The organism is Dehalobacter restrictus DSM 9455 (genome assembly GCF_000512895.1).
In the GTDB taxonomy this organism is placed as follows: domain Bacteria; phylum Bacillota; class Desulfitobacteriia; order Desulfitobacteriales; family Syntrophobotulaceae; genus Dehalobacter; species Dehalobacter restrictus.
Genome location: NZ_CP007033.1, coordinates 1,370,972 through 1,396,417, shown reverse-complemented (window position 1 = coordinate 1,396,417; position 25,446 = coordinate 1,370,972). Strand labels below are relative to the sequence as shown.

Genomic DNA, 25,446 nt, shown 5'->3' with positions numbered 1-25,446 from the left:
AATTATCCGGGTGATTTAATACGTTAATTCCTCATTCGCAATAAGGTTACATAATTTATTGAGATCGTAAACCTTTATGACTTTTCTATTCTTTTTTATGATGCCTTCTTTACTAAGATAAGTAAATAATTTACAAACCGTCACAGGATGGGTTCCTGTTATTTTGGCAATCGTCTTTTGAGACACATTCTCAACCGCTAACTCATAATAGTCATTCACCCGATTTCCTTTTGTCAGACAGAGGTTATATAGAAAAGAGAATACCCTAGCAGAAGGACGGCTTTGATATAAGTCCCTTGATTGATACATGAAGTATTGCGTTTTTTGTATAAGATTCAAGATAAAATTTTTAAATAAACGGGTATTCTGCGATAATATTGCAATCATTATATCCAAAGAAAAAAAACAAACAGTGCAATCTTTTACTGCAGTAATTTGAAATTCATGATCATCATTTTGGTTTAAAGCCACCGCTATACCGTTCTTAAAAACTTCAAGTAGATACTTTTCCTCACCATTCCGCGATACCATACTCACGTCAAGTTGTCCCGAAATCAAGAAAATAACATTGCTAAAAGGTATGCCGGGCGAAACGATCTTGCTTCCTCTTGCAAATGTATGCAGGCTTCCAAGAGAAGTATACATGTTTAGCTCTTCAATGGGATCAAATGTTGGAATAATAGGCATCTTTATTATACAATCCGATAGTTTCCCGTTTTCCAAAGTTATCCCCACCTTTTAAAAAAAAATATAATACTGTGGTCACCCTCATTATACCCGTTATGGTAGTTTTCTTGTTGTTTTAAGCCTAGTCTTCTAAAATTTAATAGATTATTAGTCCCTTGGCTATTTGCTGAAACCAAAAAAGTCATTAGAAAAAAGAAGGAAGATTCTTTTCAAATGACGATTAAATCTCTGCAATATTTTTTGATGAAGACCGATTGCAAGTAATAGACATTTATATCTTTAAGCGGCAAGATAAAGCCCCGGCCGCTTAAAGATACACCTAATGAGAAAACTGAATCGATTATTGTTTGATGGCTAATACCTCTCGGGCCATTCCAGCCACCATTTATATTTTTCGATCTGTTCCGTACCATAGCCAAACATATCATCGATTGTCTTAAGCAATCTGGATGAGGTCTCACCTTTACTGCCGATCCAAGTACCTGCTTCATGGAACCAGGATTGTTCTTTTGAGTCCCAAGGGCATACTTTCATACACCTGCCGCAGGAAGAACCTTCTTTGTTCGTTGACCGGAATATTGTGCATTTTAGAGAGTCAGTGTTCCATCGCAAGTATCCGTTGTGCTCGACTGGATCATCATCAAATGTAATAGCGCCCCCTGGACAGTTATCCGCGCATTTTTTACACACCCGGCAAAAATCCTGCAAGCCGAAATCAATGGGATTATCGGGAACGAGCGGCAAATCCGTGGTTACAGCTGCACACTTATGGCGGAATCCCAGACGGGGATGAGCTACGCAGTCTCCTGTTCTGGATAACTCGCCCAATCCCGACGCTATCAGGCAGGGACCCATGACTGCTTCATAGTTGGAAATATGATTTGCCCTGGCATTATAACCCAGGTTACGAATATAACTCGCTAAGATGACAGCAATAACACCGGACGCATGGTATGAACGGAAGGATTGACCAGCACTGATACCATCATATCCGGTCGAACCCAACATCGTTTCCAAATGCTGGTCAACCATAAACGTAATGACATAAGGCATCCTCTCCGTGACCGGAATTGACTTAGACAAATCATCCCCATTCTTAAACAAATCATCCTGCGAAGGGGACCTGTAACTATAATAAGCATAAGAGGGCATCTTGCCGATTCCAACTTCGTCAGCGCGTAAATAATACGCGCAATCCTTAATGTGCTGGGACATTTGTTCAGGATCAGGAATCGGCAGCTTTTCAGGAGCCGGTTTTCCACCGCACATTGCGTCTGGAGCGATAACACCGACAAATCCCATAAGAGCAGCATTAAAAGGATGCTTACCAACAAAGTGATAGTGGAAGGATTCTTTTCGAGCTTCGGGGGTTAGTTTACCACGAATAGCATAATTGAATCCCGCGTCTGCTGCATGGGTGTTTTTAATAGAACCGACGATCTTTGAAGTTCCAAGCCATTGATCGTTATTCTCAACGAATCGGACAGTGGCACCACCATAATCTACATTGGGATGCAGCTTGGATTTGGCTCCGTTTTGAGAACCTGTCTGGCTTGCCATAGCTTCTGACGGCAAAACTCCGATTGCGCCAACAATCCCTACTGCCAGTGCAGAAGCAGCCCCTGCCTTTAAAAATTTACGTCGGTTCATCTGGAATCCTTGTTCCTGCTGTTTTTCTTCTAGAAATTTCGACATTACTTTTCACCTCTTAACTCGTCAAATTAGAACTTTTCTGTTTCTTACCTAGACCTATCAATCCCACTAATCTTGCTAATACGATTCCGATGACGATAGATAGCCCAAAAAAGAGAAAGATTCCGGTACTCGTAGCTTTGACATGACCAATCTGAGCATTAAGCACAATGAAAGATAGCCCGATACAAGTAATCAGAAACCATACCAAATACAGAAACCAATTAAGCACAGTTTTCTTTTTGTCCGTCTTGTTTGCGTAAGGTCTCAGGGCTAAAATACCTGCTAAAAAGAGCATTCCAACAACAAAAATGAGAACTACATTCAACACGTTAACACCCCCTTTCCATACTTTTTCACATCGAGTCTATAAAATAAACTCAAGTCACTCGCATTATATATCTGTAATACGTAATATCTCTTAGTAGCTACTAATTAGTGATTATTTTTCTAATTCCAGGAATTTCTCTGCTTTTTTATTTAAAATAAATTGATAAAAAATAAGCTGGGATGTAGCGTCGTACAACGACATCCCAGCTTTTTCATCAATCGTTTCGTTATAAATATAAGGTTTTATTCTTCATCTTCCTTATTTCGTCTAAAACTTTTCTCCGAAAGCATCCTGCGTTTTCTAATGATCCGGCAGACCAGCCAGATCAGCAGCAGAACCGCCAATACCGGCAGCGCATAGCCGATGAAGACCAGCACATAGTTGAGCGCATTCCAGAGGAAGCTTATGGTCTTGATCAAAGCATTCTTTACGGCAATCAAGGTATTATTCAGCGATATGGGCTGCCAGGGATCCTTAACCGTCAAGTTACTCTGGGCTTGCTCAATATTGATGGTAACCGTTGAGTATTCCACCCGGTTGTCATAGTATTTGAGCTGCCCTTTCAGACTTTCGATCTCTTGACGGACTGTAACCAGGGAATTTTCAATTTTCAGAATGTCCTCGACGGAATTCGCCTTTTCGAGAATTTCCAAGTACCGTTGTTCCTGAGCCTCCCAAGATCTCAAACGAGTTTCGGTGTCAAAATAAGCCGTGGATACATCTTCGGTATACTGGTGTTGATTGACGATGGTGCCGAAGTGGGGAATACTGTCTTGAAACGTTTGGAATTGTTTGGCCGGTATTCTTAAGGAGAGAAAAGCCGTCACGCTGTTGTCATAATTACTACGGGTTGATTCGGCGATATATCCGCCAAGGGCCTCGGTTTTCTCCTCGATAGCCTTTGCCGCAGCGGCGACATCATCTGCCTTCATAAAAACATCGAGCGAATAGATGATCTTCTGCCGGGAAAAATCGTAGGCTGCAGATCCACCCGGAACCGAATTCTCCGAACTTTTTTTCTGAGCAGCAGATCCTGCAAACGAGGGAGAAAGCGTGTTACGGGAGTCAGCTACTCCTCCTCCAGATTCAACCGCAACACCAGCATCAGGGCTCGCTGCAGGTTCGTCAACCATGTCCTTTGCGGCATTCAATGAAGATGCTTGCTGCCAATTAACCTGTTCATGCCAACCATCATCCATCAGGATTCCATTCAAGCCAAGACCAACGGCCAGAACGATAACAGCGACACAGCCGATCAACACAAACGCTTTTTTATTGCCATAGAGAAGTTTGTTTCTTATCCGGGCTACCAACGTTCCAAATCTGTTCGCCTTTAAAGCTGCTTGCTGAACCGGAGTACTCTTTTCGGTGCTGGCTTCCTTATTGGTTTCATTGTTGATTCCCGTGCTTGTTTCAGCAGCCACGAACGTCATGTTTTCCAGCGGCTGATTTTTAACAGAATCCAAAATTTTTCCTCGGGTTTTATCTTTGATCCGCTCCTTAAGACCATCGTCCTGATAGACATAACCGAAAAATTTCTTAAGACGCATGAGATCACCATCTTCTTCCCACATGGCTTTTATTTTATCTTCAGACATCAGCATTCACCTCCAGCCACTTCCGCCTGATAGGCTGTCCGGAAACTTTTTTTGGCCCTGTAGAGCAGGCTGTCTACCGCCTGTTGCGTGGTACCGAGAATTGTCGCCGTTTCGGATGCGCTGAATCCATCGATCAGCCGTAATTGAATCACAGCTATTTGATGTTCTGTCAACTGAGAAAGGGTATTGCTTACAGAAAGGACAGTACCCAGGTCCTCCCCATAATCCCTGCTATTATTTGCATCCTGGATCTCTTCTGTAATCGGAATCATATTAACCTGTTTCCTGCCCCGGTAAAAATCCGCAATATAATTCGAAGCAATTTTTAACGCCCAGCACTTCAAAGAGCTTCTTCCCTCAAAACCGGCCAGTGATCTCCAGACCTTAGCCATGACTTCGGAAGTAACATCTTCAATTTCTGATGAAGGAATCCTCAGACAGACAAACCTGTAAACAGACGGGAATAGTTCCTCATAGATTTCATCAAATGATACCTCGGTTTGATTCATACCCAGACCCACCCCCTTAAACCGAAACATTGAATTCTACCCGGGCAACAGTATAGACGGAAATATCCGTGTTTTTCTGATTCGTATTTTCCTTATTTAGAAATATTTTCTGATTCAAACTTTTTCTTAAAAATGAATATCCCCAGAATCATGGAAATGACAACCAGAAATGCCGGATTCAGTCCGGGCCAAATCAGCATCATGGCAAAAGCTGCGATCCCCAGGACCCAGGTCGCTTTATCCTTAAAGGCACTCTGACCCATCTGCAGTGCCGATTGAGCCAAAAGCACCACAACGACAGGTCTGACCCCTTTCAGCATAGCCTGCAGTGCAGGTGAGTCAGCATAGTTAATCAGCAGGTGACCCAAAAATATCATGATCAGCGCCGTTGGCAGAACAGCGCCAATGATTGCAGCCAGCGCCCCGCTCCAACCCTTGACTCTATGTCCGATCATTCCGGCCAGTTTCGTCGCGATCGGTGCCGGCAAAGAATTGGATATGGCCACAACGTTTGTAAAATCTTCACTGGTGAGCCACTGATACTTGTGCACCGTTTCATTCTGGATGATCGGGATCATGGCCGGTCCACCGCCGAAACTAAAATTGCTGGCTCTAAAAAAAGCAATAAATAAATCCCAAAGCACTTTCATGTCATACTCCCAAAATCTGAATTTGAAATGTTCAAACCGGGCAAATCAATAGATCAGGTAACCGATGACCATCGACAGGGCAATCAGCAATACCGGATGAATTTTAAAATAATACAGCGCTGCTGCGGATATGACCGCGATCAGTATAGTGGTATAATCCAGAGGCACTTGAATCTGAAAAGCATCGACAGCCATCTCATAGGCTACGATGATCAGCAAAGCAGTAACAATGGGTCTCACACCTGTCAGTGCGGCCTTTAGATTACTGGAATTCGCATATTTTTTAAGATACCGCCTAAGACAATCAATACAAGTACTGTAGGCAGGATCGTTGCCAGTAAGGCGACAATCGCTCCCGGCCAGGAAGCAACCTGATAGCCGAGATAGGCTGCTACTTTGGTTCCAAGCGGCCCGGGAAGCGCATTTGCCATGGCAATGGTATCGGCAAACTGCGCATTGGTCAGCCAGTGATGATTATCAACGGTCTCTGCCTGAATCAACGGAATCATCGCCGGCCCGCCGCCATAGGACAAGTTGCTCGCCCAAAAAAAAACGATAAACAAATTCCACAAATCGGTTGCCATTTGTTCTCCTTCTATTCCTGTTCCTATCTTGTCATGATGCTTTAACCCAATTCAATTATAGCAAACGTTTTTGGTCTTTTAAATCAATTCAAAAGTGCCCTTTTTCATCCAATAAGCTGTTGTCATGTTGACGATGAAATGACATAACACGGGAACCCAGAGTGTCAAAGAAACGGCATAGGCAACTCCGAGAAAGGTTCCCATCAAGAAGACCTCCACAAGGATAAACACCTGGCGCCAATATCTGTAGTGAATCAGCGTAAAGACAACAGCCGTCAACCATAACCCTAAAATTGGCTGAATCATGCCTCTGAACAGGAATTCCTCACTGAAAGCACCGAGGAAAAATATTGGAAATAGCTCTTTCAGTGAGAATTTGTCCATCAGGATAAGGTTAATCTCATCAAACAGGCTTTCCTTCGGCAGATATTTCAAGAAGAAAAATTGAAGCGCAATCAGTACGGCGGAGCCGACGGCCAATGTAATGATGGCTTTACTTAAGCTATCCATTTTAAACATTTCCGCCAGCACGATTTCTCTGTCCAATGATTTCAGTATGACCCAGAGGCCCAGGGCAATAACAATCAGGATCACCTGCGATAACAGGATATTCAAACCCAGCATCTTTTTAGATATTTCCATCGCCGTTACATCCTTTCCAGCAGTCCGAGTGCAGAGCATGCCAGAACCCGGGTTCCTATGCTAAGCGCCTCTTCATCAATATTAAAGCACGGATGATGGTGCGGATGGCTGATTCCTTTCTTCTTATTCCCCGCCCCGATGAATATCAGCATTCCGGGTAAGCGATGAAGATAAGCGGAAAAGTCTTCGCCCCACATCACCGGATTGGCTTTAACCAATGCTTTTGCTCCGAATTCTTCTTTTAGTATTTCCGTTACTTTGCCGACAACGGAACTGCTGTTAACAACAGGATCATAACCGAGCTCGTAATCGAAGGTGTATTTTGCGCCATAAGCAATACAGATTCCTTTAATGATATTTTCCATTCGTTTCGGAACTTCCAAACGGGTGTCCCTGTCAAATGTCCTGACGGTTCCTTTCAGGTCTACCCGCTCAGGTATGATATTAAAGGCCGAGCCCCCTTGAATATTCGTAATAGACAAGACTACGGATTTCAGAGCGCTGGTCTGACGGGATACGATATTTTGCAGAGCGGTAACGATCTGTGCACTGATTAATACCGGGTCGATGGTATCCTCCGGCATCGCGGCATGACCTCCTTTACCCCATATCGATATTGTAAAGTTATCCGGGGCAGCCATTAAAGGGCCCGAGGCTAAGCCGATCTTGCCAGCAGGCAAAGACGTAAAGAGATGAAGAGCAAGAATCGCATCGACTCCGTTCAGGAGACCAAGTTTGACAAGATCTTTGGCTCCACCGGGATGTTTTTCTTCAGCATGCTGAAAGATGCAGCGGATTTCTCCTTTCATGTCGGATCTTAGTTCCGCAAGAACTTTTGCAGCCCCGACCAGCATGGCCGCATGTCCGTCATGACCGCAGGCATGCATGGTTCCAATATTTTGGGACCGGTAAGGCAGATCGTTTTCTTCCTGGATCGGCAGCGCGTCAATATCACTCCTGAGCGCTACCATTTTCCCCGGCATACTTCCTTTAATGGCAGCCAGAACACTGGTCTCTGTCGGTCTCGACACCTCAATGCCCGGAACTTCATGCAATCTGTCGAAGATCATATCTGCTGTATGATACTCCTGAAAAGATAATTCAGGATAGCGATGAAAGGTCCTCCTCAGATTGATGATTTCTTCGTTCCTTTCGGCAATAAGTCCGCTAATGGCTGTGATTCGTTCGTTTTCCGGCATATCGTCAACTCCTGTATCGGATAAGTATCACCCATTAATTCTCCAAAAATGTGCATAATCCTTGAAACGCCGGACTTTAATTGGCCGATCGGCAATGAATACAAAATTCTTTGGTTAAATTTCTTGCATTATGCCGGCATTCTGCTACGATAGATTCAGATAAATAGTAAACACGGACAACGATGTCCTCGGGATTTAATCCCGGGGACTATTTTTTTTGCAAATACTGTTTATCAAAAATAATTGATCAAAGAGGTGGATAAAATGAAAAAAATTGAGTGTATTATTCGTCCAGCCAAATTGGAAAATGTGAAAGAAGCCCTCGGAAAATTTGGTATCAAAGGAATGACGGTCACTAACGTAATCGGCTGCGGACTGCAGCAGGGAAAAACAGAAGTATACCGTGGAAATGCCTATACCATCAATCTATTGCCCAAATACAAAATCGAAATTATTGTCCCGGACGAATCTGTGGATAAAGTTATCGAAATCATTACCGAGACTGCCAGAACGGGAGAAATCGGTGACGGAAAAATCTTCGTCTATGATGTGCTGAATGCCGTACGGATCAGAACAGGAGAATCGGGAGAAAAAGCCGTCTAAAATATAAAAAAATTATATAATGAGCTTTTCCAGATATGTAACTTCCTAAAATATAAGCAAACAATTACCGGGTTTAAGAAAATCAAATTCACAAATAATAAGAACGACTCCCAAACAAAAAAACTTATATTTTAAGGAGGAAAATGACATGGCTGGTGAAAGAAATTCAAACACGCCTGCCGTCCAGGGCGTAGGAAAAGGATTGGATCAACTGAAATACGAGATCGCTAATGAAATGAACGTTACGCTGGGTGCAGACCGCACTTCCCGTGAAAACGGAACTGTCGGCGGTAATATGACCAAACGCATGATACAATTTGCTGAGCAGCAGTTGAAAAACGGACAGAGAATCTAACTTCTCTTTGTTCACTTTTAGAAGCAACGTACAAGAAGCATTCCTTAATCGGAATGCTTCTTTACTTTCATAAAAACAAAAAATTCTCACCATGTTTCCAAGATTATTTCCAAGATTATTTATTCATCTTTGCCCAGCTGTCCCGCAGTCCGACGATCTGGTTAAAGACCGGATGATCACTGGAATGGTCTTTCAAGTCCGCACAGAAATAACCCTGTCTTAAAAATTGATATTTGCTGCCGGGATCAGCTTCTTTCAAACCCGGTTCAATTTTGCATCTTTTTAGAATCTGCAGGGAGTCCGGATTAATTCTGGCAAGGAAGTCGTCGCTCTCTGCAGAATCATCCTCCGTATACTGATCATCCCTGATCAGATAATCATACAAACGTATCTCGGCATCTTCGGCATGGGCCGCCGAAACCCAGTGAAGCGTCCCTTTTACTTTTCTCGAGCTTGCCGATCCGCCGCTTTTGGTGTCCGGATCATACGTACAATGGATTTCTATAATCTGGCCATCTTCATCTTTCAGGACTCTTTCACATTGAATAATATAGGCATGTTTTAGCCGGACTTCATTACCGGGGGAAAGACGGAAAAATTTTTTGGGCGGCTCTTCCATAAAGTCCTCGCGTTCAATATAAATGGTTCGCGAAAACGGGATCAATCTGATTCCTGCCTCCGGATGCTCCGGACTGTTCTCTGCTTCCAGGAATTCATCCTGGTCTTCCGGATAATTGATCAGGACAACCTTGATTGGATCCAAAACAGCCATGACCCTCTTGGCTTTGGAATTCAGATCTTCACGCAGGCAATGTTCCAGTAAAGCAACATCGACAATGCTGTTGGCTTTAGCTACCCCGATACGATCGCAGAAATCTCTGATCGCTTCCGGCGTATAGCCTCTGCGCCTTAAACCGGAGATCGTCGGCATCCGGGGATCATCCCATCCCTGAACATAGCCGCCTTCAACCAGCTGACGAAGCTTTCTTTTGCTCATGACTGTATTCGTCAGATCCAGACGTGCAAACTCATATTGCCGGGGCCTGTCCTCTTCAATCAGCTGTTCTGTCAGCCAGTCATAGAGCGGCCGGTGGTCTTCAAACTCCATCGTGCAGATCGAATGGGTAATATGTTCAAGCGCATCCGATAAAGGATGAGCAAAGTCATACATCGGGTAAATACACCAGGTGTCTCCGGTCCGATGATGCGACGCATGCATGATGCGGTAAATCACTGGATCGCGCATATTTAAATTCGGAGAACTCATATCAATTTTTGCTCTGAGCACTTTCGTGCCGTTCGGGAATTCTCCGGCTCTCATTCTTTGGAACAAGTCAAGACTTTCTTCGGCGGAACGGCCCCGGTAAGGGCTGTTCGTTCCAGGCTGGGTCAGCGTCCCACGGTATTCCCGTATTTCCTCTGCCGACAAATCACAGACAAAAGCCTTGCCTTTTTCAATCAGCTCTACGGCAAACGCGTATAGCTTTTCAAAGTAATCGGAAGCATAGTACATCCTGTCCTTCCAGGAAAACCCCAGCCATTGGACATCTTCCTGAATCGACTCGACAAACTCAGTTTCCTCTTTGCTCGGGTTGGTGTCGTCAAACCTAAGATTGCAGCATCCGTTAAATTCCAGCGCGGTGCCAAAATTCAAACAGATGGATTTGGCGTGTCCAATATGAAGATAGCCGTTAGGTTCAGGCGGAAAACGTGTATGTACCCTGCCGTTGTTTTTATTCAGCTTTAAATCTTCCCGAATAATGTTATGAATGAAATTGGACGATGAATAAGAAGAATTCGATGTATTTGATGTATTAATAGCAGTACCCCCCTACGAAAAACACTTATATTATCTTAGTATAGTAGATTTCTAAAAAATATCAAATACCTATTTTCGTCCCCCTGCCAATAGCAAGCAGCCTGTCCGTCAGCGCTAAGAGTTCATCTCTTCGCGAGAGCTTCTCCAGCCACCTGGAAGGTATGTTCTCTATGCCATAGCAGGCTCCGGCCATCCCGCCGGTTACTGCGCCGATCGTATCCGCGTCTCCTCCGAGGTTTACGGCCATCACCAGCGCTTCTTCCAGCGAATTGGTCTGAAAGACACAGTTTAAAGCAGTTTCCAATGTATGGACAACGTAACCGCTTGTTTTCATTTGATCAGCACTTAAGTTCATTTGCAGGGCAAACGGAGCATCCGCCTGGGCCTTTTCCAGCACGATGCGGAGTTCTCCGCCTAAAAGCAATTCCCTGACAATTTTACAGTAAAAAACCACACATGCTCCAGCCAGTGGATCATAGTGGGTCAGAGCCGATAATCTTGCCGCCAGATCCGTCATTTTCGCCAGGTTATTGTGATAGGCAATGACCACCGGGACCGTTCTCATCAGCGAACCATTGCCGCCGCTTCTCCCGCCGCTGAGTCGATGGGCATTCTCAGCGATTTGCAGCCATTCCTGTTCGTTATCCGCTTCTGTCCGGATTCCTTCCTGCAGAACCATCCGGCAGATATTTCCGATGCATTTGGGCTCTTGCCGGGACCATTCCCGAAAATGACGGGCGACGTGCTTTACCGGGTCTGCAGGGTCTTCAAGAATCCCGTTGGCCGCTGCAAGGGTCATTTCTGTATCATCGGTAATTTCTCCGGGTGCCAATTTCCAGAATCCCCCACCGGTCATATCCCGGTGTCGGCCATAGGTATGAACAATTTCTTCGCGGTTCATAAATTCAAGGGTTGCCCCAAGTGCATCCCCAGCTGCCACCCCGAGCATTGCCCCCCTTGCTCTGGAAATGAGATCTTCCATTTTTTCCCCTTATACATCATCGCATAGTTTCTTGGTTTGAACCATTAATGGCTATACCGTTATCATACACTTTTATTCTAAAAACAACTATCAGATTTTAAGATGACTTCGCATCCAAATAATTTGCATTTGTACTTTTTACAAATTGATTTTGTTTTGCTTAAAATACTGAATAATCTGTTCCTTCTCGGCTTCTTCCGCATGGTTGGTTGTGAGGATTTCCCCACCTTTCATACCATTCCATTTGATATACAGCGTTTGTTCAAAGCTTTCATTGATGATCGGGTCTTCATATCTCAAAACAATTACGAAGAAATACGGAAGCACATCTTTTAATGTCTTTTGTTTGTTGATGCCTTCGAGACTAATCAGTAAGGTGGCCGAAGCATTTTTGGGAATATCATTGACGAGCGCATATTCGTCAATTGTGACCGGTTTTTCCTTTAAGCCGGCCTGAAAAACTATAGACTTGCTCCAAAGACTAACAGCCGGATGCTCGCCGACATTGGTAAAAACCATCTCAAATTCAGGTGACTCTCTCAATACCACTTCGGGAGAATCCTTGAACGTAAAGTACGGACGGTTGGCTTCTCTCTCCTCGTTCCAGGCAGATACGGTGATATAGACGGTGATCAGTGCCGTCACAGCAAGTATGGCTGTCCCAACAGTGGCAATCATATTGGAATAACTGATTAGTTTGTTTTTTTTCTTTGACAATTTGCACACTCCCAGCTATCGTTAAACAAAATCATTATTTGCAGGTTCACAGAAATCTAAACGAAATGCAGAATGCAATTTTTTCATTTTAATATATTATTGTCTTTTCGTTGATATGTTTTATTTTACACAGGCCGGTACCATGTCAACCCTATATCTTTATAATTTTAGGATTGACTAGGTACTAGCTTCGCTCTGTTTAAGAATATATATAAAATAAATGGAAAAACTAGGTTTACAAAAGCCACTGTAAAAAAGTAAAATTATAAATGTATAGCTACCTTCAATGATCTTTAGACAATAATAGGTTGCTGGAAAGGGGAAGTTATGATGCGGATACTTTTTCTTCCGTTCCTTCAAATCCCTACGGGTCATCATACCGTAGCCGATGCAATGATTCGTTCCTTAGGAAACCGAATCAGTAATCTTGAATGCTCAAAGATAGATTTCTTCAGTTATGCGGACAAACGGCTGGAGAAAGCATTTCGGTTAACTTACCTGACCTGGATCGACCATTCTCCCCAAACCTTCGTCTGGATTTACCGAAACTTTGTGTACCCTACCAAATCAACCAAGCACTTTAACTGGTATGAATATAAATTTCTTGACAAAATGAATAGCCTGCTGCAAGAGGAACAGCCTGATTTGATCGTATGTACCCAGGCTTTCCCTTCCTTCTTAATCGACAGGCTTAAAAATTCCGGTATCGCAACTGCGCCCGTAATCAATGTTTACACTGATTTCTTTGTTAATAAGCTTTGGGGAACAGAATACATAGACTACCATTTTGTCCCTGATCAAAATATTAAGGCGCAATTAATCTCCCAGAATAATATTGATCCGTCTAAAATATTTGTGACGGGTATTCCTGTTGATGAGTGCTTCCTACCTCGGACAGCCTCCGAGTCAACGCTTCCTTACCATATTCTGATTTCCGGCGGAAGCGGCGGTCTCGGTGATATCGAGCATTTGCTTTACAGCCTGCCGGGTAAAAAAGAAAAATCCTACACTTTTTCCCTGCTATGCGGCAAAAACAAGAAATTGTATAAAGATATTCGCTCCCTGAAACTTCCTAACTTAAAGCCCCTGTCCTATATTTCATCCAGGGAAACCCTCAACTCACTGTATGACGAGGCCGATGCCATTATTACCAAACCCGGTGGCGTAACCATCAGTGAGACCCTTCATAAAAAATTGCCGATTTTTGTCCATTCCGCACTTCCGGGACAGGAACAAATCAATAAGAATTATCTCAGCGAGAAAAAGTTAATCTATGATTTAGATTTGAATTATCCGGTCGCCAAACAGTTAGACGCCTTTTTTAAAGATCAAAACGAACAAATACTTTGGCAAAACCGCGTTGACAGCTACTTATCGAAAATAGAGTGCCATGCCTGGGAAAAGATTTTGGAACTAGCCCTAGGTCAATCCGTAAAGCCCCCGATCTACAAAGAAACGGTCAATATTTCCCAAGTCCCGAGCTGATTTCGCGGACCTCAAGGATTCGGATAAAACTTAAAGTCAACTTAAGGAAGTGAATCTGCAGTGCCCACAACCTTGCTGTATACCTTCATCGTCGCAATTTCAGTCTTTGCGGTCTATACCCTTATTCCCGAATTGTTTGTGCATTTTTTCGGTATTGGTTCCTGGAAACGTCATTATTCTCCAGGTGTCACCTTAACATTTGATGACGGACCCGACCCCAGATACACTCCAAGATTCCTGACAGTTTTAGCTGAGCAAAACGTTCGGGCCTGTTTTTTTCTGGTTGCTGAAAAGGCTGAAAAACAGCCGGAACTTGTCAAGAGCATCCTAGACCACGGTCATACCGTCGGCAGTCACGGCTACCGTCACCGGCACGCTTGGCTGATGCCCCCGCTAAAGACCTGGGACTTGTGGAATAAAGCGATGGAGGAAATGCGCCGTCTGACCGGTCAGGAGCCCGTCTATGTCAGAGCTCCCTGGGGAGGGGTTAACCTTTCCTTTTTATTGTGGTGCCATTTCAAAGGCAAAAAGCTGATTAGTTGGAGTGCTGACGGCAGAGACTGGCGCATTGAAAGAACTCCGAATCACATTATGCAAAGAATAACCGGCCGAACCAAAGAAGGAACGATTGTCCTGCTTCATGACAGTGGCGGCGATGAGGGTGCTCCTCAAAATACCTTAGCTGCCCTGAAACCACTGATCATGAAAATACAAAAAGAACTCAAGCTTCCGCTCGTTCCGCTTCAGCTTCCCGGCTGGTCACTGCCGAAAAGGATTGGTTTCCGCGTTTGGGAGAAATGGGAGCATTTTTACGGGCGGCGTAAACAAATTACCAGAATTGATGAACGCAATATTTTTCGCCTGGGTCTTACCCGCTACCATGGCCCTGAACTGTTTAATGAAAACGGTGAATTAATCGCCTCAGCAGGTGATATGATCGGGGAAATACACTTAGACAATACCCGCTTCCAGAGCTTTGGTGCCAATATCCAAAAAATCGGCTATAATGCTTTAAAACAAGCCCGGCTCTCCCTGCCTGCTCTGGCAAGCTATATCTCTTTGAATCCGGGTTATAAAGATATCAAGGTTTTCCTGGGTGTTACACTCATCAACCGTGGTGTCAAAGGCCTTGGGTTTAACGTTACTGAATATACGAATGGTAATGCCGGATTCATTGGTTTCATGCAAAAAATCGTTTACCGAGTCTATAACCCGTCCGCGAAAAAAGATACAGAAAAACTTGGAACAAAGCCCAAAGTCGTCTGGATCAGTAAAGACGCTCTGCTTGAGAAATACCTGACAAAAAAGTCATCCACGCAAGGATGACTTTTTTCATTGAACAATTCTGTTCACTTCACTCTCCAGTTATTTAATCGTCAGTAGCTCCGCCATCTCCAAATACCGGTATTACATCCCCTAAATAGGTCGGCTTGGGCTTAATAATTTTAGCCCATAGGAAGTCTTTATTTCGGGCTAAAAGTTCCCTGAGCTGATAGTAGGCCATTGCCTGTCCGTAATCATGCCGGTCTGAGGCAACGCCATAAGCTTCAAGCCCTAAAGACCTGGCGACAAAGACTGCCCGTTTTAAATGATATTCCTGAGTCACGATGATGACTCTTTTGACAAGGAATATATCTCTCGCTCGATATAAGCTTTCATATGTGCTAAAGCCCGCGTGATCCATAAAGATATTCTGACCCGCGACCCCTTTCTCCTTCAGGAACCTCTTCATAGCATTAACTTCATCATAATCTGTTCGGCCATGATCACCGCTCACAAGAATTTTGGGAGCCTTGCCTTGCTGGTAAAGCTCATAACCGACGGTCAAGCGGTCGGCAAGCATGGATGAAGCAGTTCCATCCGGCAAAACATAGGCACCTAACACCAGGACTGCGTCAACCTCAGGTACATGATCCACATCGCAGATGTATTTCGTACCAACCCGTTCCACATAGTGATTAATGATCAGCATAGAAATAATCAGAACAACCGATATCGCCAGGAGGCAGCCAATCAGATATTGAATACGTATTCTCAAGCGCTTCTTCATTTTTCATACCCTGCCTATTCCTATTTTCTACTGGCAGCATCAACGATGCGTCCGTCTCTTGCTATTACCATATATCAATTATATAATAAATTTAGTTTTTGGGGGTGAGAAAATGCAATTTGACGCCGGCATACTGCTTATTCTAATCATTAACCTGACTTTGATCTTAGCCGTTTCCTGGGCCAGTATCAAACTTGTGCATTCTTCTTCCATCTGTATCAGATTTGCTGATACTTATCTTTCGAGTTGTCCAATCAGCTCCTCATCTCCCCAAAATATTAAGGTGAAAAAGCATTTGATATTTAGAAGAAAGATCAAAACTGACCAGGATGATGACTCACCTTATTCAAACCTCCTTGTTTTATAAGAATTAAAACTTTGGAGGATGTTTCAATGAATATGATTAGCACAGTCCTTTCCCAGTTATTAGCATTCCTTGTCAGTACTACGGGCGATTGGTTCATTGCGGTTGCTCTGATTACATTAGGGATAAAACTCTTGTTATTTCCTTTGTCAATAAAACAGCAAAAAGTACAATTATTAACCGCAAATCTGACCAAAGCCAGAACAATTTTATCTGGAAAATTTCACAATCAAATTAAAAAAGTTAATTCTGAATCAATGAAAATTGCATCTAAATATAAAATCAATCCACTGTTTACGTTTGCAACACTTATTATCCAGGCCCCGGTTTTTTTCTCCTTGTACGTTGCTATTACGCATCTGAGTATACCAGTTGGCAGTATTCTTATTCCGTGGGTATCTGATCTCCATATGGCAGATCATCTTCATATTTTGCCGGTTATTGCCGGTCTGCTTCAGACGCTGAGTGTATTTACAGCAGAAAACAAAAATTTACTGATGTTCATATTCCCGGTTGCTATTGGCGTCGTTTTTCTGTGGAAAGCACCTGTTGCCCTGAGCGCTTACTGGATTGCCAACTCGGTCCTTCGGTTTGTAGAAGTCCAGATCTTTCATCTAGGCCCTATCCAGCGAAAATATTTGAATATCCCTTCTCCGGAAGAGATGGTACAAAGACTTTAAGCAAAGGGGACGTAACGAAACTTAGTTTCGCGGCGTCCCCTTACCTATCTAACCCAATTTTATTAGAACTTTTTATCCAGTTACTACATCTTAAATTCTCTATATTTCTTCTGATTACTTCAAATATTGTAGTCTTGCACAATATGCGAAAACGTGCGAGCAAAGTATTTGTGCAAGTCTGCACATTAAGCACGGACACGGTTAATAAACCTTTTCATTTTATCCGGGTCTTTTCGTCCTTCCGTCTCTACACTGCTGCTGACGTCCAGGCAATAGGGATGTAATAAGGTTATTGCGGACGCAACATTCTCTTCATTCAAACCTCCGGCCAAAATCATTGGAATATCCCCGACTTTGTTTTTTTCAATTTGGCTGCTCTGATTTCTTTGCAGAAGCTTCCAGTCAAAACTTTCTCCGGTACCGCCATAAGTCTCAGGATCATATTTATCATAAACAAAACCGTCAACCAGGCCCTGAAATGCACTGGCATCGAACACTATCGGATTCGCTGCCGGACCTACCCTGACAACTTTCCAGATCATTACTTGACGATGATCCTGGTATTTTTCCAGGATTTTATTCTTTAATTGACGCATATATTCCAAAGGCTCATCACCGTGAATCTGAAGTATTTGCAGACCTGCTTCCACGACGCGCAGTAAGAGATCCGGGTCCTGATTGACGAAAACCCCAACTGGGATGATCTTTTTGTCCAAGGAAGCAATCAATATTTTCAGTTCGCTGAGCGAGACCTGTCTTTTGCTCGGAGCTAGCACAAAGCCGGCAAAATCCGGTTTCAGCTCATTGATGATCCTGACATCCTCCAGGGTACGAATTCCACAAATCTTAACTTTTGGCGTCTGCCCAGCATAGATGCCTTTTACGTTCTCTTCCATCCTTGCCATATCAACTCCTAAATCACGCGTTATCTGTATTCGATTGTCAGTATGTCCCTATACCTTGTCAATCCTAAAATATCAATATCTCCTGGCCTGATACAACGATGCCATGGAAGGATGGAACTGCCAGACAACGTCGTATTAACGAAATCTGCCGCTAGGATATATTTGATTTAGGGTCTGGATGGTACCTGAAGGAACTCTGCAAATTTTTGTTCAAGACTGCCTGCCTTCATGAAAGCCTCTCCGACCAAAACAGCATCAAATCCCCACGCTTGCACCGTCAGGATATCCTCGCCCGTATGAATCCCGCTTTCTGAGACCTTGATCAGATGATCCGGGATCATAGCGCCGATTCTGCGGCTGTGGTTCAAATCCACCTCAAACGTTTCAAGGTTCCGGTTATTGATTCCGATGATGCCAGCTCCTGCTGCCATGGCCCTTTCAGCTTCTGCTTCGTCATGCACTTCCACAAGACAATCCAGACCGATCTGTTCAGCTATCCCCAGGAATTCTTTCAACTGCTTATCATCCAATATTTTTACGATGAGCAGAATAGCATCCGCCCCCAAAATCTTTGCTTCGTAAATCTGGTAGGGGTCAATCATAAAATCCTTTCGCAGCAGCGGAATCTTGACGGATTCTCTAATCTCCCTCAGATAATCCGGACTCCCGAGAAAGTAATCCTGCTCTGTTAAGACGGAGATTGCCGCAGCCCCCAGCTGCTCATACATGCTGGCTATTTGCAGATAATCGAAGTCCGGAGCTAGAATTCCTTTGGATGGAGAAGCCTTCTTGACTTCCGCAATTATGGAAATCCCTGCTTTGTCTTTGTTCCGGCGTCCCGCAGTCAGGGCTGAGGCAAACACGCCTGCAGGCCGCTCCACGTTAACATCTTGCTTAAGATTATCACGATCATCATTGATTTTTAGTTTTTTTGTTAGCTTTTCTATGAGCTCTTCACCGGAAATTTTTTTCTTCTGATCGGAAAGCCGCTTTAATTTGGCCTCTACAATTTTATCGAGGATCATTTTTATCCCCCTTCTTCAAACTCTCCACGGGTACAAGCCCCTTTATGGCACTAAACTGAGATCTGTACTTAAACTCAGACTTGATAAAGCCGTTTTCTACCGAATGCTAATGCTGTCTAGTCACAGCGATAAACTCGTTAAGGACCGGCAGCGCTTTCTTTTCCCGGACTGTGGCCCTGGCCATCTCGATCCCCTCCTGCAAGCTTCCGGCTTTACCTCCGACATAAATTGCCGCTCCGGCATTTAGGATGACGGTGTCTGCTTTGGGGCCCTGACCTCCTGCAAGAATATCCAGGGTGATCTGCGCGTTTTCCTGTGGCGTTCCGCCTACGAGATCCTGAAGCGTACAATAGGAAAAACCATAATCTTCCGGATGAATGACAAACTCGGTTACCTTTCCATCCTTGAGTTCTGCCGCATAAGTCGACCCTGTCAGGGTGATTTCGTCGAGACCGTCACTGCCGTGGACAATGAGCGCGTGTACAGCCTGATGTCTGTTCAATACTTCCGCAGCCACGGGCACAAGGCTTTTGTCGTAAACGCCGATCAGCTGTCTTGGGGCTGCGGCCGGATTGGCCAATGGGCCGAGGATATTAAAGATGGTTTTGAAGCCAAGTGCTTTACGCACCGGCATCGCATATTTCATCGAAGCATGGAAATGCGGAGCGAACATAAAACCAAGGCCCACCTGGTCGATACACTTCCCTATTGCTTCCGGTGTCAGCGCAATCTCGATCCCTAAAGCTTCGAGGACATCGGCAGCCCCGCTCTTGCTGGTAATGCTCCGGTTGCCATGCTTGGCAATTTTTACGCCATTACTGGCAGCAACGAACATTGCCGTTGTGGAAATATTGAACGTATGAGCGCCATCCCCGCCTGTTCCGCAGGTGTCCACCAGATTTTCTGATGCGCACGCAACTTTGAGGGCTTTTTCCCGCATCACCTTACTTGTCCCGTAAATCTCTTCAATGGTCTCTCCTTTCAGGCGGAGTGCCGTTAAAAAGGCTGCCATGGAGATTTCACTGGCTTCACCGCTCATAATCTCCGTCATGGAATCATAGGCCAGCTGAGCACTGAGATCCTCTCTATTGGAAAGTTTTTTTAAAGCTATCTCCATTCCCATCATTCATTCCTCCTTATTAACACGCGCAATATCGCCTAAAAACTGATCCAGACCGGACAGCCCTTCAGTCTCCAGCACCTGCTGGATCTTACTGCCGATGATTGCTATATCGGCTGTTCCAATTAAACGGGCGACATCTTCCGGGCCTTGAATCCCAAAACCTACGGCGATTGTTTTGCCGGTCTCTTTCTTTGCTTTTTGAATCCCGTCCAGAATTTCGAAGCCAAAAGTTGTTTTGCTGCCGGTTACCCCTTTGCGGGGAACGTAATAGATGAATCCGCTCCCGATATCTGCAATTTCCTGCAGCCGCTTCGGATCGGAATAAGGTGTCGCTATACTTACTGCAGCCAATCCCTGTTGGCAGGAATAATCGTAGTAGGTTCTGGCCTCATCGAGCGGAGCATCCGGCACGATGGTTCCCTGGACGCCAATCTCTTTGCACCGGTCAATAAATGCTTCGACGCCGTATTGGTACAGAATATTGTAGTAGGTCATGACCAAAAACGGGATCGGGTATTTGCTGGCCATTCTCTCAATAAACTTCAGGCAGTCGCTGACTTTGATCCCCTTCTCTAATACGGCCTGGTTGGACTTGGTGAATACCGGTCCGTCGGCAATCGGATCAGAAAAAGGTATTTGCAGTTCAATCAGATCGACCCCGTTGTTATAAAAGCATTCAATCACTTTTTCATTGGCGGCAAAATCAGGATAGCCAATAATTTGGTGGGTCATCAGCAGTATTTTCTTCTCTTTTCTCATAGCTTCGATTTGTTTTTCAATCCGCATATGCCTTACCTCTTTCCGTGACAAATGTTTTCCAGCCCTGATCCTGCAATGCTTCCCCAATATTGAAGATATCTTTGTCGCCCCGCCCGGACATATTGACAACGATGACATCTTCCGGTTTGGTGTCAGCAATTTCCCTGAAAAGTCCGGCGAAAGCATGTGTGGATTCAAGTGCCGGTATCAGCCCTTCCTTGCTGATGATCAGTTTAAAGGCCTCAATGACTTCGGCATCTGTGGCGGCTAAAACCCGGACCCTCTTGGTTTCCGCCAGATGAGCCAGGATTGGTGATACGCCGACATAATCAAGTCCGGCGGAAATGCTCCAGGTATCCAGCATCTGTCCGTCATCATCCTGGAGAAACAATGTCTTGTAGCCCTGAGAGACGCCGGTTTTGGCTTTGGCATAAGCGATCCGCGAAGCATGCTTTCCGGAAGCTTCGCCCTTGCCGCCTGCCTCGACGGCAACAAGTTCTACACCGGGCTCCTGCAGAAATTCCACAAAAGCGCCCATCGCATTGGAACCGCCGCCCAGACAGGCATAGATCCGGTCCGGATTCTTGCCGCAAATCTCATTAATTTGTTTTTTCATCTCTTTACTGATTACGGACTGAAAGAAAGTGACCATCTCCGGGAATGGCCTTGGTCCACACGCCGTGCCAAGCGCATAATGCGTGTTGTCAAAATTCCCTGCCCAGTCGCGAAGTGCTTCGTTAATGGCATCCTTAAGCGTTGCCGTCCCGGTTGTCACAGGAATAACTTCAGCTCCGAGCTGTTTCATCCAGAAGACATTGGCATATTGCCGTTCAGCGTCTTCAGCTCCCATATAGATCGTCGCCTGAAATCCCATTTTTGCTGCCATGATCGCCGTTGCCACACCGTGCTGGCCTGCGCCGGTCTCGGCAATGACTCTGGTCTTGCCCAACTTTTTCATGAGCAAGCCCTGTCCGAGCACGTTATTGATTTTATGGGCGCCGGAATGATTCAAATCTTCCCGTTTTATATAGATTTTGGCTTTGCCAAAATACGCACTAAGCCCTTCAGCATACGTCAGCGGCGTCGGCCTGCCTGAAAAATCCATCAGGAGATTATAGTATTGCTTATAAAAGTCCTCGTCCCGTAATATTTCCTGAAAAGCCTGATTCAGTTCGTCGACAGCCGGTATCAGGATTTCCGGGACAAATCTCCCGCCATAGGCGCCAAAATAACCATTTTGTCCTAGATAATTAATCATTTTGTTCTTCATACCTGCACCTCACTTTGAAAATGATCATAGATTCGGATCAGATCTTCGCCAGCCCCCTGGATACTATAGACAGGATGCTGATTAAAAATCCCCGTCAAGAGCTGCTTCGGACAGTAACCCCAGGAACGTTCGTTAGCATCATGGGTGTAGTAATCATTAATCAGCGCCAGTACAGGCTTTAAATCATAATTGTCCTTACCGACATAGGGTAAAAGACATTCCAGCGGACAGTTGCCGGCGCCCCTTCCCATCCCGTTGACACTCGCATCAAGGAAGTCAGCACCGCTTTCAACCGCCGTAATGGTGTTGGAGAAGGCCAGCTGCATATTGTTATGCACGTGAATTCCCACCTTCATACCGTTTAATTCTTCCTTGTACAGCGATACCAGCTTTTTGACATCATCCGGATAAAGCGCCCCGTAACTGTCTACCACATAGACTGCTGCTGCAGGGATTTGCGCTTTGATTTTTCTTAAACCGCAAATAATTTCCGGGATTCTTTCTCTGGAAATTGCCATGATATTCAGCGTTGTTTCATAGCCTTTATTTTGCAGAAAGCGGACATCTTCGACGGCCTCTTCAATCTGGTTTAAATAGCAGGCAACCCGGCCCATGGTGAACGGTGAAACTGAGGCATTTTCAACCAATCGCCGGTCAAATCTGCCGACATCCACCATAAAAGCCAGTTTGGGAAGCCCCGGAATTCCTTTGATGATGTCACGTATCTCGCTGTCATCACAGAATTTAAGTTTGCCGTAGGCTGTCCGTTCATAATACGCGGGATCTGCTTTATACCCAAGTTCAAGATAATCGACCTTCGCTTCGGAGATCTTTTGAATATGGTCTTTGATATATTTTTCCGGGAACCGGAAGTTGTTGGTCAGTCCTCCGTCTCTGAGCGTACAATCCAGAATGGTCAGATTACGCACCGTAGGCACCTCCTCGTATAGACAAAATATTGGTGATGATCCGGAATCCTTGATCCTCATCCATCGACATGATGGATTCAGGGTGGAACTGGACTGCTAGAATGTTTTTATCTTTGCTTTCTACTGCCATAACCACACCATCTTCAGTCCAGGCCGTAATCTCAAGTTCCGGCGGTACTTTTTCAGCAAACAGCGAATGGTATCTGCCTACTCTTAGATTGGCCAATTTTTTAAAGATTACTGATTCTGGGGATATTTTTAACGCCGATTGTTTGCCATGCACCGGTATATCCAATACGCCGAGCTTTCCGTTAAAATATTCGACAATCCCCTGCAGCCCCAGACAGACCCCAAAGAGAGGAATTCCTTTGTCCAGACAGAGCCCGATTGTTTCCCGGAGTTTAAAATCAGACGGTTTGCCCGGGCCCGGGGACAGCACGACCAAATCATACCGTTCTTTCTTTAAGGCTTCTCTGGCCAGATGGTGCCGCATCGTGACCACCTGACAGCCGGCTTTACGGAAATAACTGGCCAGTGTATGCACGAAGGAGTCTTCATGATCAACCAGCAGCACTTGAAAAGGATCAGCGGCATTCTCTTGCCGTGGTGAACAAGCTGTGAGCAGATCGTTTCTATTTTCAGTCATACCGGCTTTCGCATCACCCAATACTTTGAGAAGGGCTTCAGCCTTGACAATCGTTTCTTTTTCTTCCTCTTCGGGAATGGAATCATACAGCAGCGTTGCTCCGACTCTGACCCCAGCGATCCCGTCTTTTAAGCGGATGGTTCTGAGTGTGAGTCCTGTATTCATCCGGCCGTCAAAACCAAGGATTCCGACTGCCCCGCCGTACCACATCCGGTTGGACTCCTCATGGTCTTCAATCCATTGGACGGCGGCTTTTTTGGGAGCCCCGGTCACTGTTACCGCCCACATATGGGTCATAAAAGCATCCAAGGCGTCATACCCATCGGCCAGAATCCCCTCAACATGGTCCACGGTATGAATAAGGTGAGAATACATTTCGATCTGGCGCCGTCCCAGTACCTTAACCGTACCCGGTATACAGATCCTGGATTTGTCATTGCGGTCGACGTCCGTGCACATCGTAAGTTCGGACTCATCCTTATGGGAGTTCAGCAGCTCACGGATTCTCTCGGCATCTTCAAGCGCGTCCCGGCCTCTTGGAATTGTACCGGATATCGGACAAGTCTCGATTCTTCTGCCTTCGACCCTGACAAACATTTCCGGCGAGGAACCAATCAGGTGCTCATTGCCAAGATGAATCAGGAACCCATAAGGACTCGGATTAATCTTTGTCAAGTTTTCAAATATTTCCGAAGGCCTGATCTCACAGCTCCGGTAAAAGGTATGAGACGGAACGACCTCGAAAAAGTCACCGCGTTTAAAGTACGCTTTAGCAATCCGGACTTTTTCCGCATATCGTCCTTCGGTATCGTTTGATATTTCCTGCGCCGGAATAGTCCGGCCGTCATTTTTTATTCTCCCGGCAGCTGACAGCATCGTTTTGGCCTGACCCAGACTGGAAAGACCGCCGAATTCAAAATCATACCGAATACGGAAGCAGTCATCCTTCTGATGGTCAATGACAAAGATTTCATCGGGGATAAACAAGATCATATCGGCCTGCACTTCATCCCGCGGCCTTTTCAGATGGATGCTTTCAAACTGAAAGATCAGATCATAGCCGAAGCTTCCATATAGACCGAGAAAAGCGTCCAGATCAGAGTAAAACGCTTCCAGCAGGCTGCGGACCACAGAAAAAACGGATTTTTGCCTGCTTCTTTGCTCTTCCGGAAAAATTTCCTGACATGGAGCAACCCTGCCCGTTATTTTGTACTGCCCGCGGATCAATGTTTCCAAATATGTTTCCCGCTTCAGAACGTCATAGATAAATTCCAGCAGGATCAGCCCTTTTTGATCCAACGCCGTTATTTCAATATTTCGGCCAAATGTCTGGATCTCGATCGGAGGATTGATAAATCCGATGTCCCAGCGGGTATACCTGCCCGGATATTCAAAGCTGCTGCAAAAGTAAGCGCCCCGAACATCATTCAGCTCCGTAATGATTTTCTCACGATAGGACTTATCAACTTCTTCCGTTACGGAATGAATCAAAAGCCCGCCGCTGGTATGATACGATTTGATTGAAGTATTCATATTGCTTAGCCTCCCCCAAGTTTGCTATAGAATACCGCTCTTTGCCATCCCTGGTAAAAGCGATGCGCCAAATCCATCCTTTGGATACCCGGGTAAACATGGTACCTCGCTGATGCGTGGTCTCCGTTCAGCATCAAGTCTTCCGTGAATATAAAAAGCCCCTTATCCCTAGAAAGGGACAAGAGGCTATATCTCCTGCGGTACCACCCAAATTGGTATATTACTATACCCGCTTAAACATGTACGATCATACACGTCCTGATGATAACGGGTAGGATTCCCGACGACGCCTACTATCGATGATTTCGG

26 protein-coding genes and 1 other annotated feature (1 of these 27 running past the window's edge) are annotated in these 25,446 nt (G+C 45.0%); of the genes, 5 read left to right on the top strand and 21 right to left on the bottom strand.

Going from position 1 to position 25,446, the window contains the following annotated elements; all coding sequences use genetic code 11:
- Positions 1 to 15 precede the first annotated feature (15 nt).
- The 10 genes from DEHRE_RS06795 to DEHRE_RS06755 all read right to left on the bottom strand — a co-directional run bounded on the left by DEHRE_RS06795 (position 16) and on the right by DEHRE_RS06755 (position 7,892).
- A complete protein-coding gene (locus DEHRE_RS06795; RefSeq protein ID WP_025205601.1) occupies positions 16 to 723 on the bottom strand; it encodes a Crp/Fnr family transcriptional regulator in 708 nt (235 codons plus the stop codon).
- Between the two features lie 318 nt (positions 724 to 1,041).
- The gene (locus tag DEHRE_RS06790; protein ID WP_025205599.1) at positions 1,042 to 2,382 is read right to left on the bottom strand and encodes a reductive dehalogenase; all 1,341 of its coding nucleotides are present in this window, start codon (positions 2,380 to 2,382) and stop codon (positions 1,042 to 1,044) included.
- Positions 2,383 to 2,395: 13 nt separating this feature from the next.
- Positions 2,396 to 2,710: a hypothetical protein gene (locus tag DEHRE_RS06785; protein ID WP_025205597.1), complete on the bottom strand. Its 315-nt coding sequence runs from the start codon at positions 2,708 to 2,710 to the stop codon at positions 2,396 to 2,398.
- A gap of 242 nt (positions 2,711 to 2,952) precedes the next feature.
- Positions 2,953 to 4,308: a DUF4349 domain-containing protein gene (locus DEHRE_RS06780; RefSeq protein ID WP_025205595.1), complete on the bottom strand. Its 1,356-nt coding sequence runs from the start codon at positions 4,306 to 4,308 to the stop codon at positions 2,953 to 2,955.
- Complete coding sequence (locus tag DEHRE_RS06775; protein ID WP_019225511.1) at positions 4,308 to 4,817, bottom strand: RNA polymerase sigma factor; 510 nt, start codon at positions 4,815 to 4,817, stop codon at positions 4,308 to 4,310. Before DEHRE_RS06775 ends, DEHRE_RS06780 begins: the two co-directional genes overlap by 1 nt.
- 92 nt (positions 4,818 to 4,909) lie before the next feature.
- The gene (locus DEHRE_RS06770) at positions 4,910 to 5,467 is read right to left on the bottom strand and encodes a chromate transporter (RefSeq protein ID WP_025205593.1); all 558 of its coding nucleotides are present in this window, start codon (positions 5,465 to 5,467) and stop codon (positions 4,910 to 4,912) included.
- Between the two features lie 45 nt (positions 5,468 to 5,512).
- Positions 5,513 to 5,707 (bottom strand): hypothetical protein, encoded by a 195-nt coding sequence (locus DEHRE_RS15245; RefSeq protein WP_242837063.1) that lies wholly within the window; start codon positions 5,705 to 5,707, stop codon positions 5,513 to 5,515.
- 17 nt (positions 5,708 to 5,724) lie between these two features.
- A complete protein-coding gene (locus DEHRE_RS15240) occupies positions 5,725 to 6,051 on the bottom strand; it encodes a chromate transporter (protein WP_242837062.1) in 327 nt (108 codons plus the stop codon).
- 78 nt (positions 6,052 to 6,129) lie between these two features.
- A complete protein-coding gene (locus tag DEHRE_RS06760) occupies positions 6,130 to 6,693 on the bottom strand; it encodes a CPBP family intramembrane glutamic endopeptidase (RefSeq protein ID WP_025205591.1) in 564 nt (187 codons plus the stop codon).
- 5 nt (positions 6,694 to 6,698) lie between these two features.
- On the bottom strand, positions 6,699 to 7,892 hold the full coding sequence (locus DEHRE_RS06755) for an amidohydrolase (RefSeq protein ID WP_025205583.1): 1,194 nt from the start codon (positions 7,890 to 7,892) through the stop codon (positions 6,699 to 6,701).
- A gap of 264 nt (positions 7,893 to 8,156) precedes the next feature.
- On the opposite strand from DEHRE_RS06755, the gene DEHRE_RS06750 reads away from it, so the two are divergent.
- Positions 8,157 to 8,495, top strand: coding sequence for a P-II family nitrogen regulator (locus tag DEHRE_RS06750; RefSeq protein ID WP_025205581.1), 339 nt, complete (start codon positions 8,157 to 8,159; stop codon positions 8,493 to 8,495).
- 148 nt (positions 8,496 to 8,643) lie between these two features.
- On the top strand, positions 8,644 to 8,850 hold the full coding sequence (locus tag DEHRE_RS06745; RefSeq protein ID WP_019225516.1) for an alpha/beta-type small acid-soluble spore protein: 207 nt from the start codon (positions 8,644 to 8,646) through the stop codon (positions 8,848 to 8,850).
- Positions 8,851 to 8,965: 115 nt separating this feature from the next.
- On the opposite strand, the gene DEHRE_RS06740 is transcribed toward DEHRE_RS06745, so the two are convergent.
- From DEHRE_RS06740 to DEHRE_RS06730, 3 genes are all read right to left on the bottom strand, one after another.
- Positions 8,966 to 10,669 carry a glutamine--tRNA ligase/YqeY domain fusion protein gene (locus tag DEHRE_RS06740; protein ID WP_051408097.1) on the bottom strand — a complete coding sequence of 568 codons (1,704 nt, stop codon included), beginning with the start codon at positions 10,667 to 10,669 and terminating at the stop codon, positions 8,966 to 8,968.
- A gap of 61 nt (positions 10,670 to 10,730) precedes the next feature.
- Positions 10,731 to 11,651, bottom strand: coding sequence for an ADP-ribosylglycohydrolase family protein (locus DEHRE_RS06735; RefSeq protein WP_025205577.1), 921 nt, complete (start codon positions 11,649 to 11,651; stop codon positions 10,731 to 10,733).
- Positions 11,652 to 11,789: 138 nt separating this feature from the next.
- Positions 11,790 to 12,377, bottom strand: a complete 588-nt coding sequence (locus DEHRE_RS06730; RefSeq protein WP_242837061.1) for a hypothetical protein — start codon at positions 12,375 to 12,377, stop codon at positions 11,790 to 11,792.
- Positions 12,378 to 12,698: 321 nt separating this feature from the next.
- Here DEHRE_RS06730 and DEHRE_RS06725 point away from each other — a divergent pair, with 321 nt between their 5' ends.
- Both DEHRE_RS06725 and DEHRE_RS06720 read left to right on the top strand, forming a co-directional pair.
- Positions 12,699 to 13,853, top strand: coding sequence for an MGDG synthase family glycosyltransferase (locus DEHRE_RS06725; RefSeq protein ID WP_038603204.1), 1,155 nt, complete (start codon positions 12,699 to 12,701; stop codon positions 13,851 to 13,853).
- Positions 13,854 to 13,913: 60 nt separating this feature from the next.
- Positions 13,914 to 15,179, top strand: a complete 1,266-nt coding sequence (locus tag DEHRE_RS06720; protein ID WP_025205571.1) for a polysaccharide deacetylase family protein — start codon at positions 13,914 to 13,916, stop codon at positions 15,177 to 15,179.
- Positions 15,180 to 15,222: 43 nt separating this feature from the next.
- Here the strand turns inward: DEHRE_RS06720 and DEHRE_RS06715 are convergent, their stop codons facing one another.
- Positions 15,223 to 15,903, bottom strand: a complete 681-nt coding sequence (locus DEHRE_RS06715; RefSeq protein ID WP_025205570.1) for a SanA/YdcF family protein — start codon at positions 15,901 to 15,903, stop codon at positions 15,223 to 15,225.
- Between the two features lie 393 nt (positions 15,904 to 16,296).
- On the opposite strand from DEHRE_RS06715, the gene DEHRE_RS06705 reads away from it, so the two are divergent.
- A complete protein-coding gene (locus DEHRE_RS06705) occupies positions 16,297 to 16,947 on the top strand; it encodes a YidC/Oxa1 family membrane protein insertase (RefSeq protein ID WP_019225524.1) in 651 nt (216 codons plus the stop codon).
- Positions 16,948 to 17,132: 185 nt separating this feature from the next.
- Here DEHRE_RS06705 and DEHRE_RS06700 read toward each other — a convergent pair whose 3' ends face one another.
- The 7 genes from DEHRE_RS06700 to DEHRE_RS06670 form a co-directional block, all read right to left on the bottom strand.
- The gene (locus tag DEHRE_RS06700) at positions 17,133 to 17,852 is read right to left on the bottom strand and encodes a phosphoribosylanthranilate isomerase (protein WP_025205568.1); all 720 of its coding nucleotides are present in this window, start codon (positions 17,850 to 17,852) and stop codon (positions 17,133 to 17,135) included.
- 167 nt (positions 17,853 to 18,019) lie between these two features.
- Positions 18,020 to 18,877: an indole-3-glycerol phosphate synthase TrpC gene (gene trpC, locus DEHRE_RS06695; protein WP_025205566.1), complete on the bottom strand. Its 858-nt coding sequence runs from the start codon at positions 18,875 to 18,877 to the stop codon at positions 18,020 to 18,022.
- 106 nt (positions 18,878 to 18,983) lie between these two features.
- Positions 18,984 to 20,003, bottom strand: a complete 1,020-nt coding sequence (gene trpD, locus DEHRE_RS06690) for an anthranilate phosphoribosyltransferase (RefSeq protein WP_038603201.1) — start codon at positions 20,001 to 20,003, stop codon at positions 18,984 to 18,986.
- Positions 20,004 to 20,786 carry a tryptophan synthase subunit alpha gene (gene trpA / locus DEHRE_RS06685; RefSeq protein WP_025205562.1) on the bottom strand — a complete coding sequence of 261 codons (783 nt, stop codon included), beginning with the start codon at positions 20,784 to 20,786 and terminating at the stop codon, positions 20,004 to 20,006.
- On the bottom strand, positions 20,776 to 22,029 hold the full coding sequence (gene trpB, locus DEHRE_RS06680) for a tryptophan synthase subunit beta (protein ID WP_019225529.1): 1,254 nt from the start codon (positions 22,027 to 22,029) through the stop codon (positions 20,776 to 20,778). Before trpB ends, trpA begins: the two co-directional genes overlap by 11 nt.
- Complete coding sequence (locus DEHRE_RS06675) at positions 22,026 to 22,958, bottom strand: aldolase catalytic domain-containing protein (protein ID WP_025205559.1); 933 nt, start codon at positions 22,956 to 22,958, stop codon at positions 22,026 to 22,028. The genes trpB and DEHRE_RS06675 overlap by 4 nt, the downstream gene beginning before the upstream one ends.
- On the bottom strand, positions 22,951 to 25,137 hold the full coding sequence (locus tag DEHRE_RS06670) for an anthranilate synthase component I (protein WP_025205557.1): 2,187 nt from the start codon (positions 25,135 to 25,137) through the stop codon (positions 22,951 to 22,953). The genes DEHRE_RS06675 and DEHRE_RS06670 overlap by 8 nt, the downstream gene beginning before the upstream one ends.
- A gap of 171 nt (positions 25,138 to 25,308) precedes the next feature.
- Positions 25,309 to 25,446, bottom strand: a binding site (T-box leader) (it continues 109 nt past the right edge of the window).

Coding starts and splice junctions, on each gene's coding strand:
- DEHRE_RS06755 (WP_025205583.1), bottom strand. CDS start 7,892: ATGCCGGAAAACGAACGAATCACAGCCATTAGCGGACTTATTGCCGAA.
- trpC (WP_025205566.1), bottom strand. CDS start 18,877: ATGATCCTCGATAAAATTGTAGAGGCCAAATTAAAGCGGCTTTCCGAT.
- DEHRE_RS06745 (WP_019225516.1), top strand. CDS start 8,644: ATGGCTGGTGAAAGAAATTCAAACACGCCTGCCGTCCAGGGCGTAGGA.
- DEHRE_RS06715 (WP_025205570.1), bottom strand. CDS start 15,903: ATGAAGAAGCGCTTGAGAATACGTATTCAATATCTGATTGGCTGCCTC.
- DEHRE_RS06760 (WP_025205591.1), bottom strand. CDS start 6,693: ATGGAAATATCTAAAAAGATGCTGGGTTTGAATATCCTGTTATCGCAG.
- DEHRE_RS06735 (WP_025205577.1), bottom strand. CDS start 11,651: ATGGAAGATCTCATTTCCAGAGCAAGGGGGGCAATGCTCGGGGTGGCA.
- DEHRE_RS15240 (WP_242837062.1), bottom strand. CDS start 6,051: ATGGCAACCGATTTGTGGAATTTGTTTATCGTTTTTTTTTGGGCGAGC.
- DEHRE_RS06770 (WP_025205593.1), bottom strand. CDS start 5,467: ATGAAAGTGCTTTGGGATTTATTTATTGCTTTTTTTAGAGCCAGCAAT.
- trpA (WP_025205562.1), bottom strand. CDS start 20,786: ATGCGGATTGAAAAACAAATCGAAGCTATGAGAAAAGAGAAGAAAATA.
- DEHRE_RS06700 (WP_025205568.1), bottom strand. CDS start 17,852: ATGGCAAGGATGGAAGAGAACGTAAAAGGCATCTATGCTGGGCAGACG.
- DEHRE_RS06705 (WP_019225524.1), top strand. CDS start 16,297: ATGAATATGATTAGCACAGTCCTTTCCCAGTTATTAGCATTCCTTGTC.
- DEHRE_RS06790 (WP_025205599.1), bottom strand. CDS start 2,382: ATGTCGAAATTTCTAGAAGAAAAACAGCAGGAACAAGGATTCCAGATG.
- DEHRE_RS06725 (WP_038603204.1), top strand. CDS start 12,699: ATGCGGATACTTTTTCTTCCGTTCCTTCAAATCCCTACGGGTCATCAT.
- DEHRE_RS06750 (WP_025205581.1), top strand. CDS start 8,157: ATGAAAAAAATTGAGTGTATTATTCGTCCAGCCAAATTGGAAAATGTG.
- trpD (WP_038603201.1), bottom strand. CDS start 20,003: ATGATGGGAATGGAGATAGCTTTAAAAAAACTTTCCAATAGAGAGGAT.
- DEHRE_RS06780 (WP_025205595.1), bottom strand. CDS start 4,308: ATGTCTGAAGATAAAATAAAAGCCATGTGGGAAGAAGATGGTGATCTC.
- DEHRE_RS06670 (WP_025205557.1), bottom strand. CDS start 25,137: ATGAATACTTCAATCAAATCGTATCATACCAGCGGCGGGCTTTTGATT.
- trpB (WP_019225529.1), bottom strand. CDS start 22,029: ATGAAGAACAAAATGATTAATTATCTAGGACAAAATGGTTATTTTGGC.
- DEHRE_RS06775 (WP_019225511.1), bottom strand. CDS start 4,817: ATGAATCAAACCGAGGTATCATTTGATGAAATCTATGAGGAACTATTC.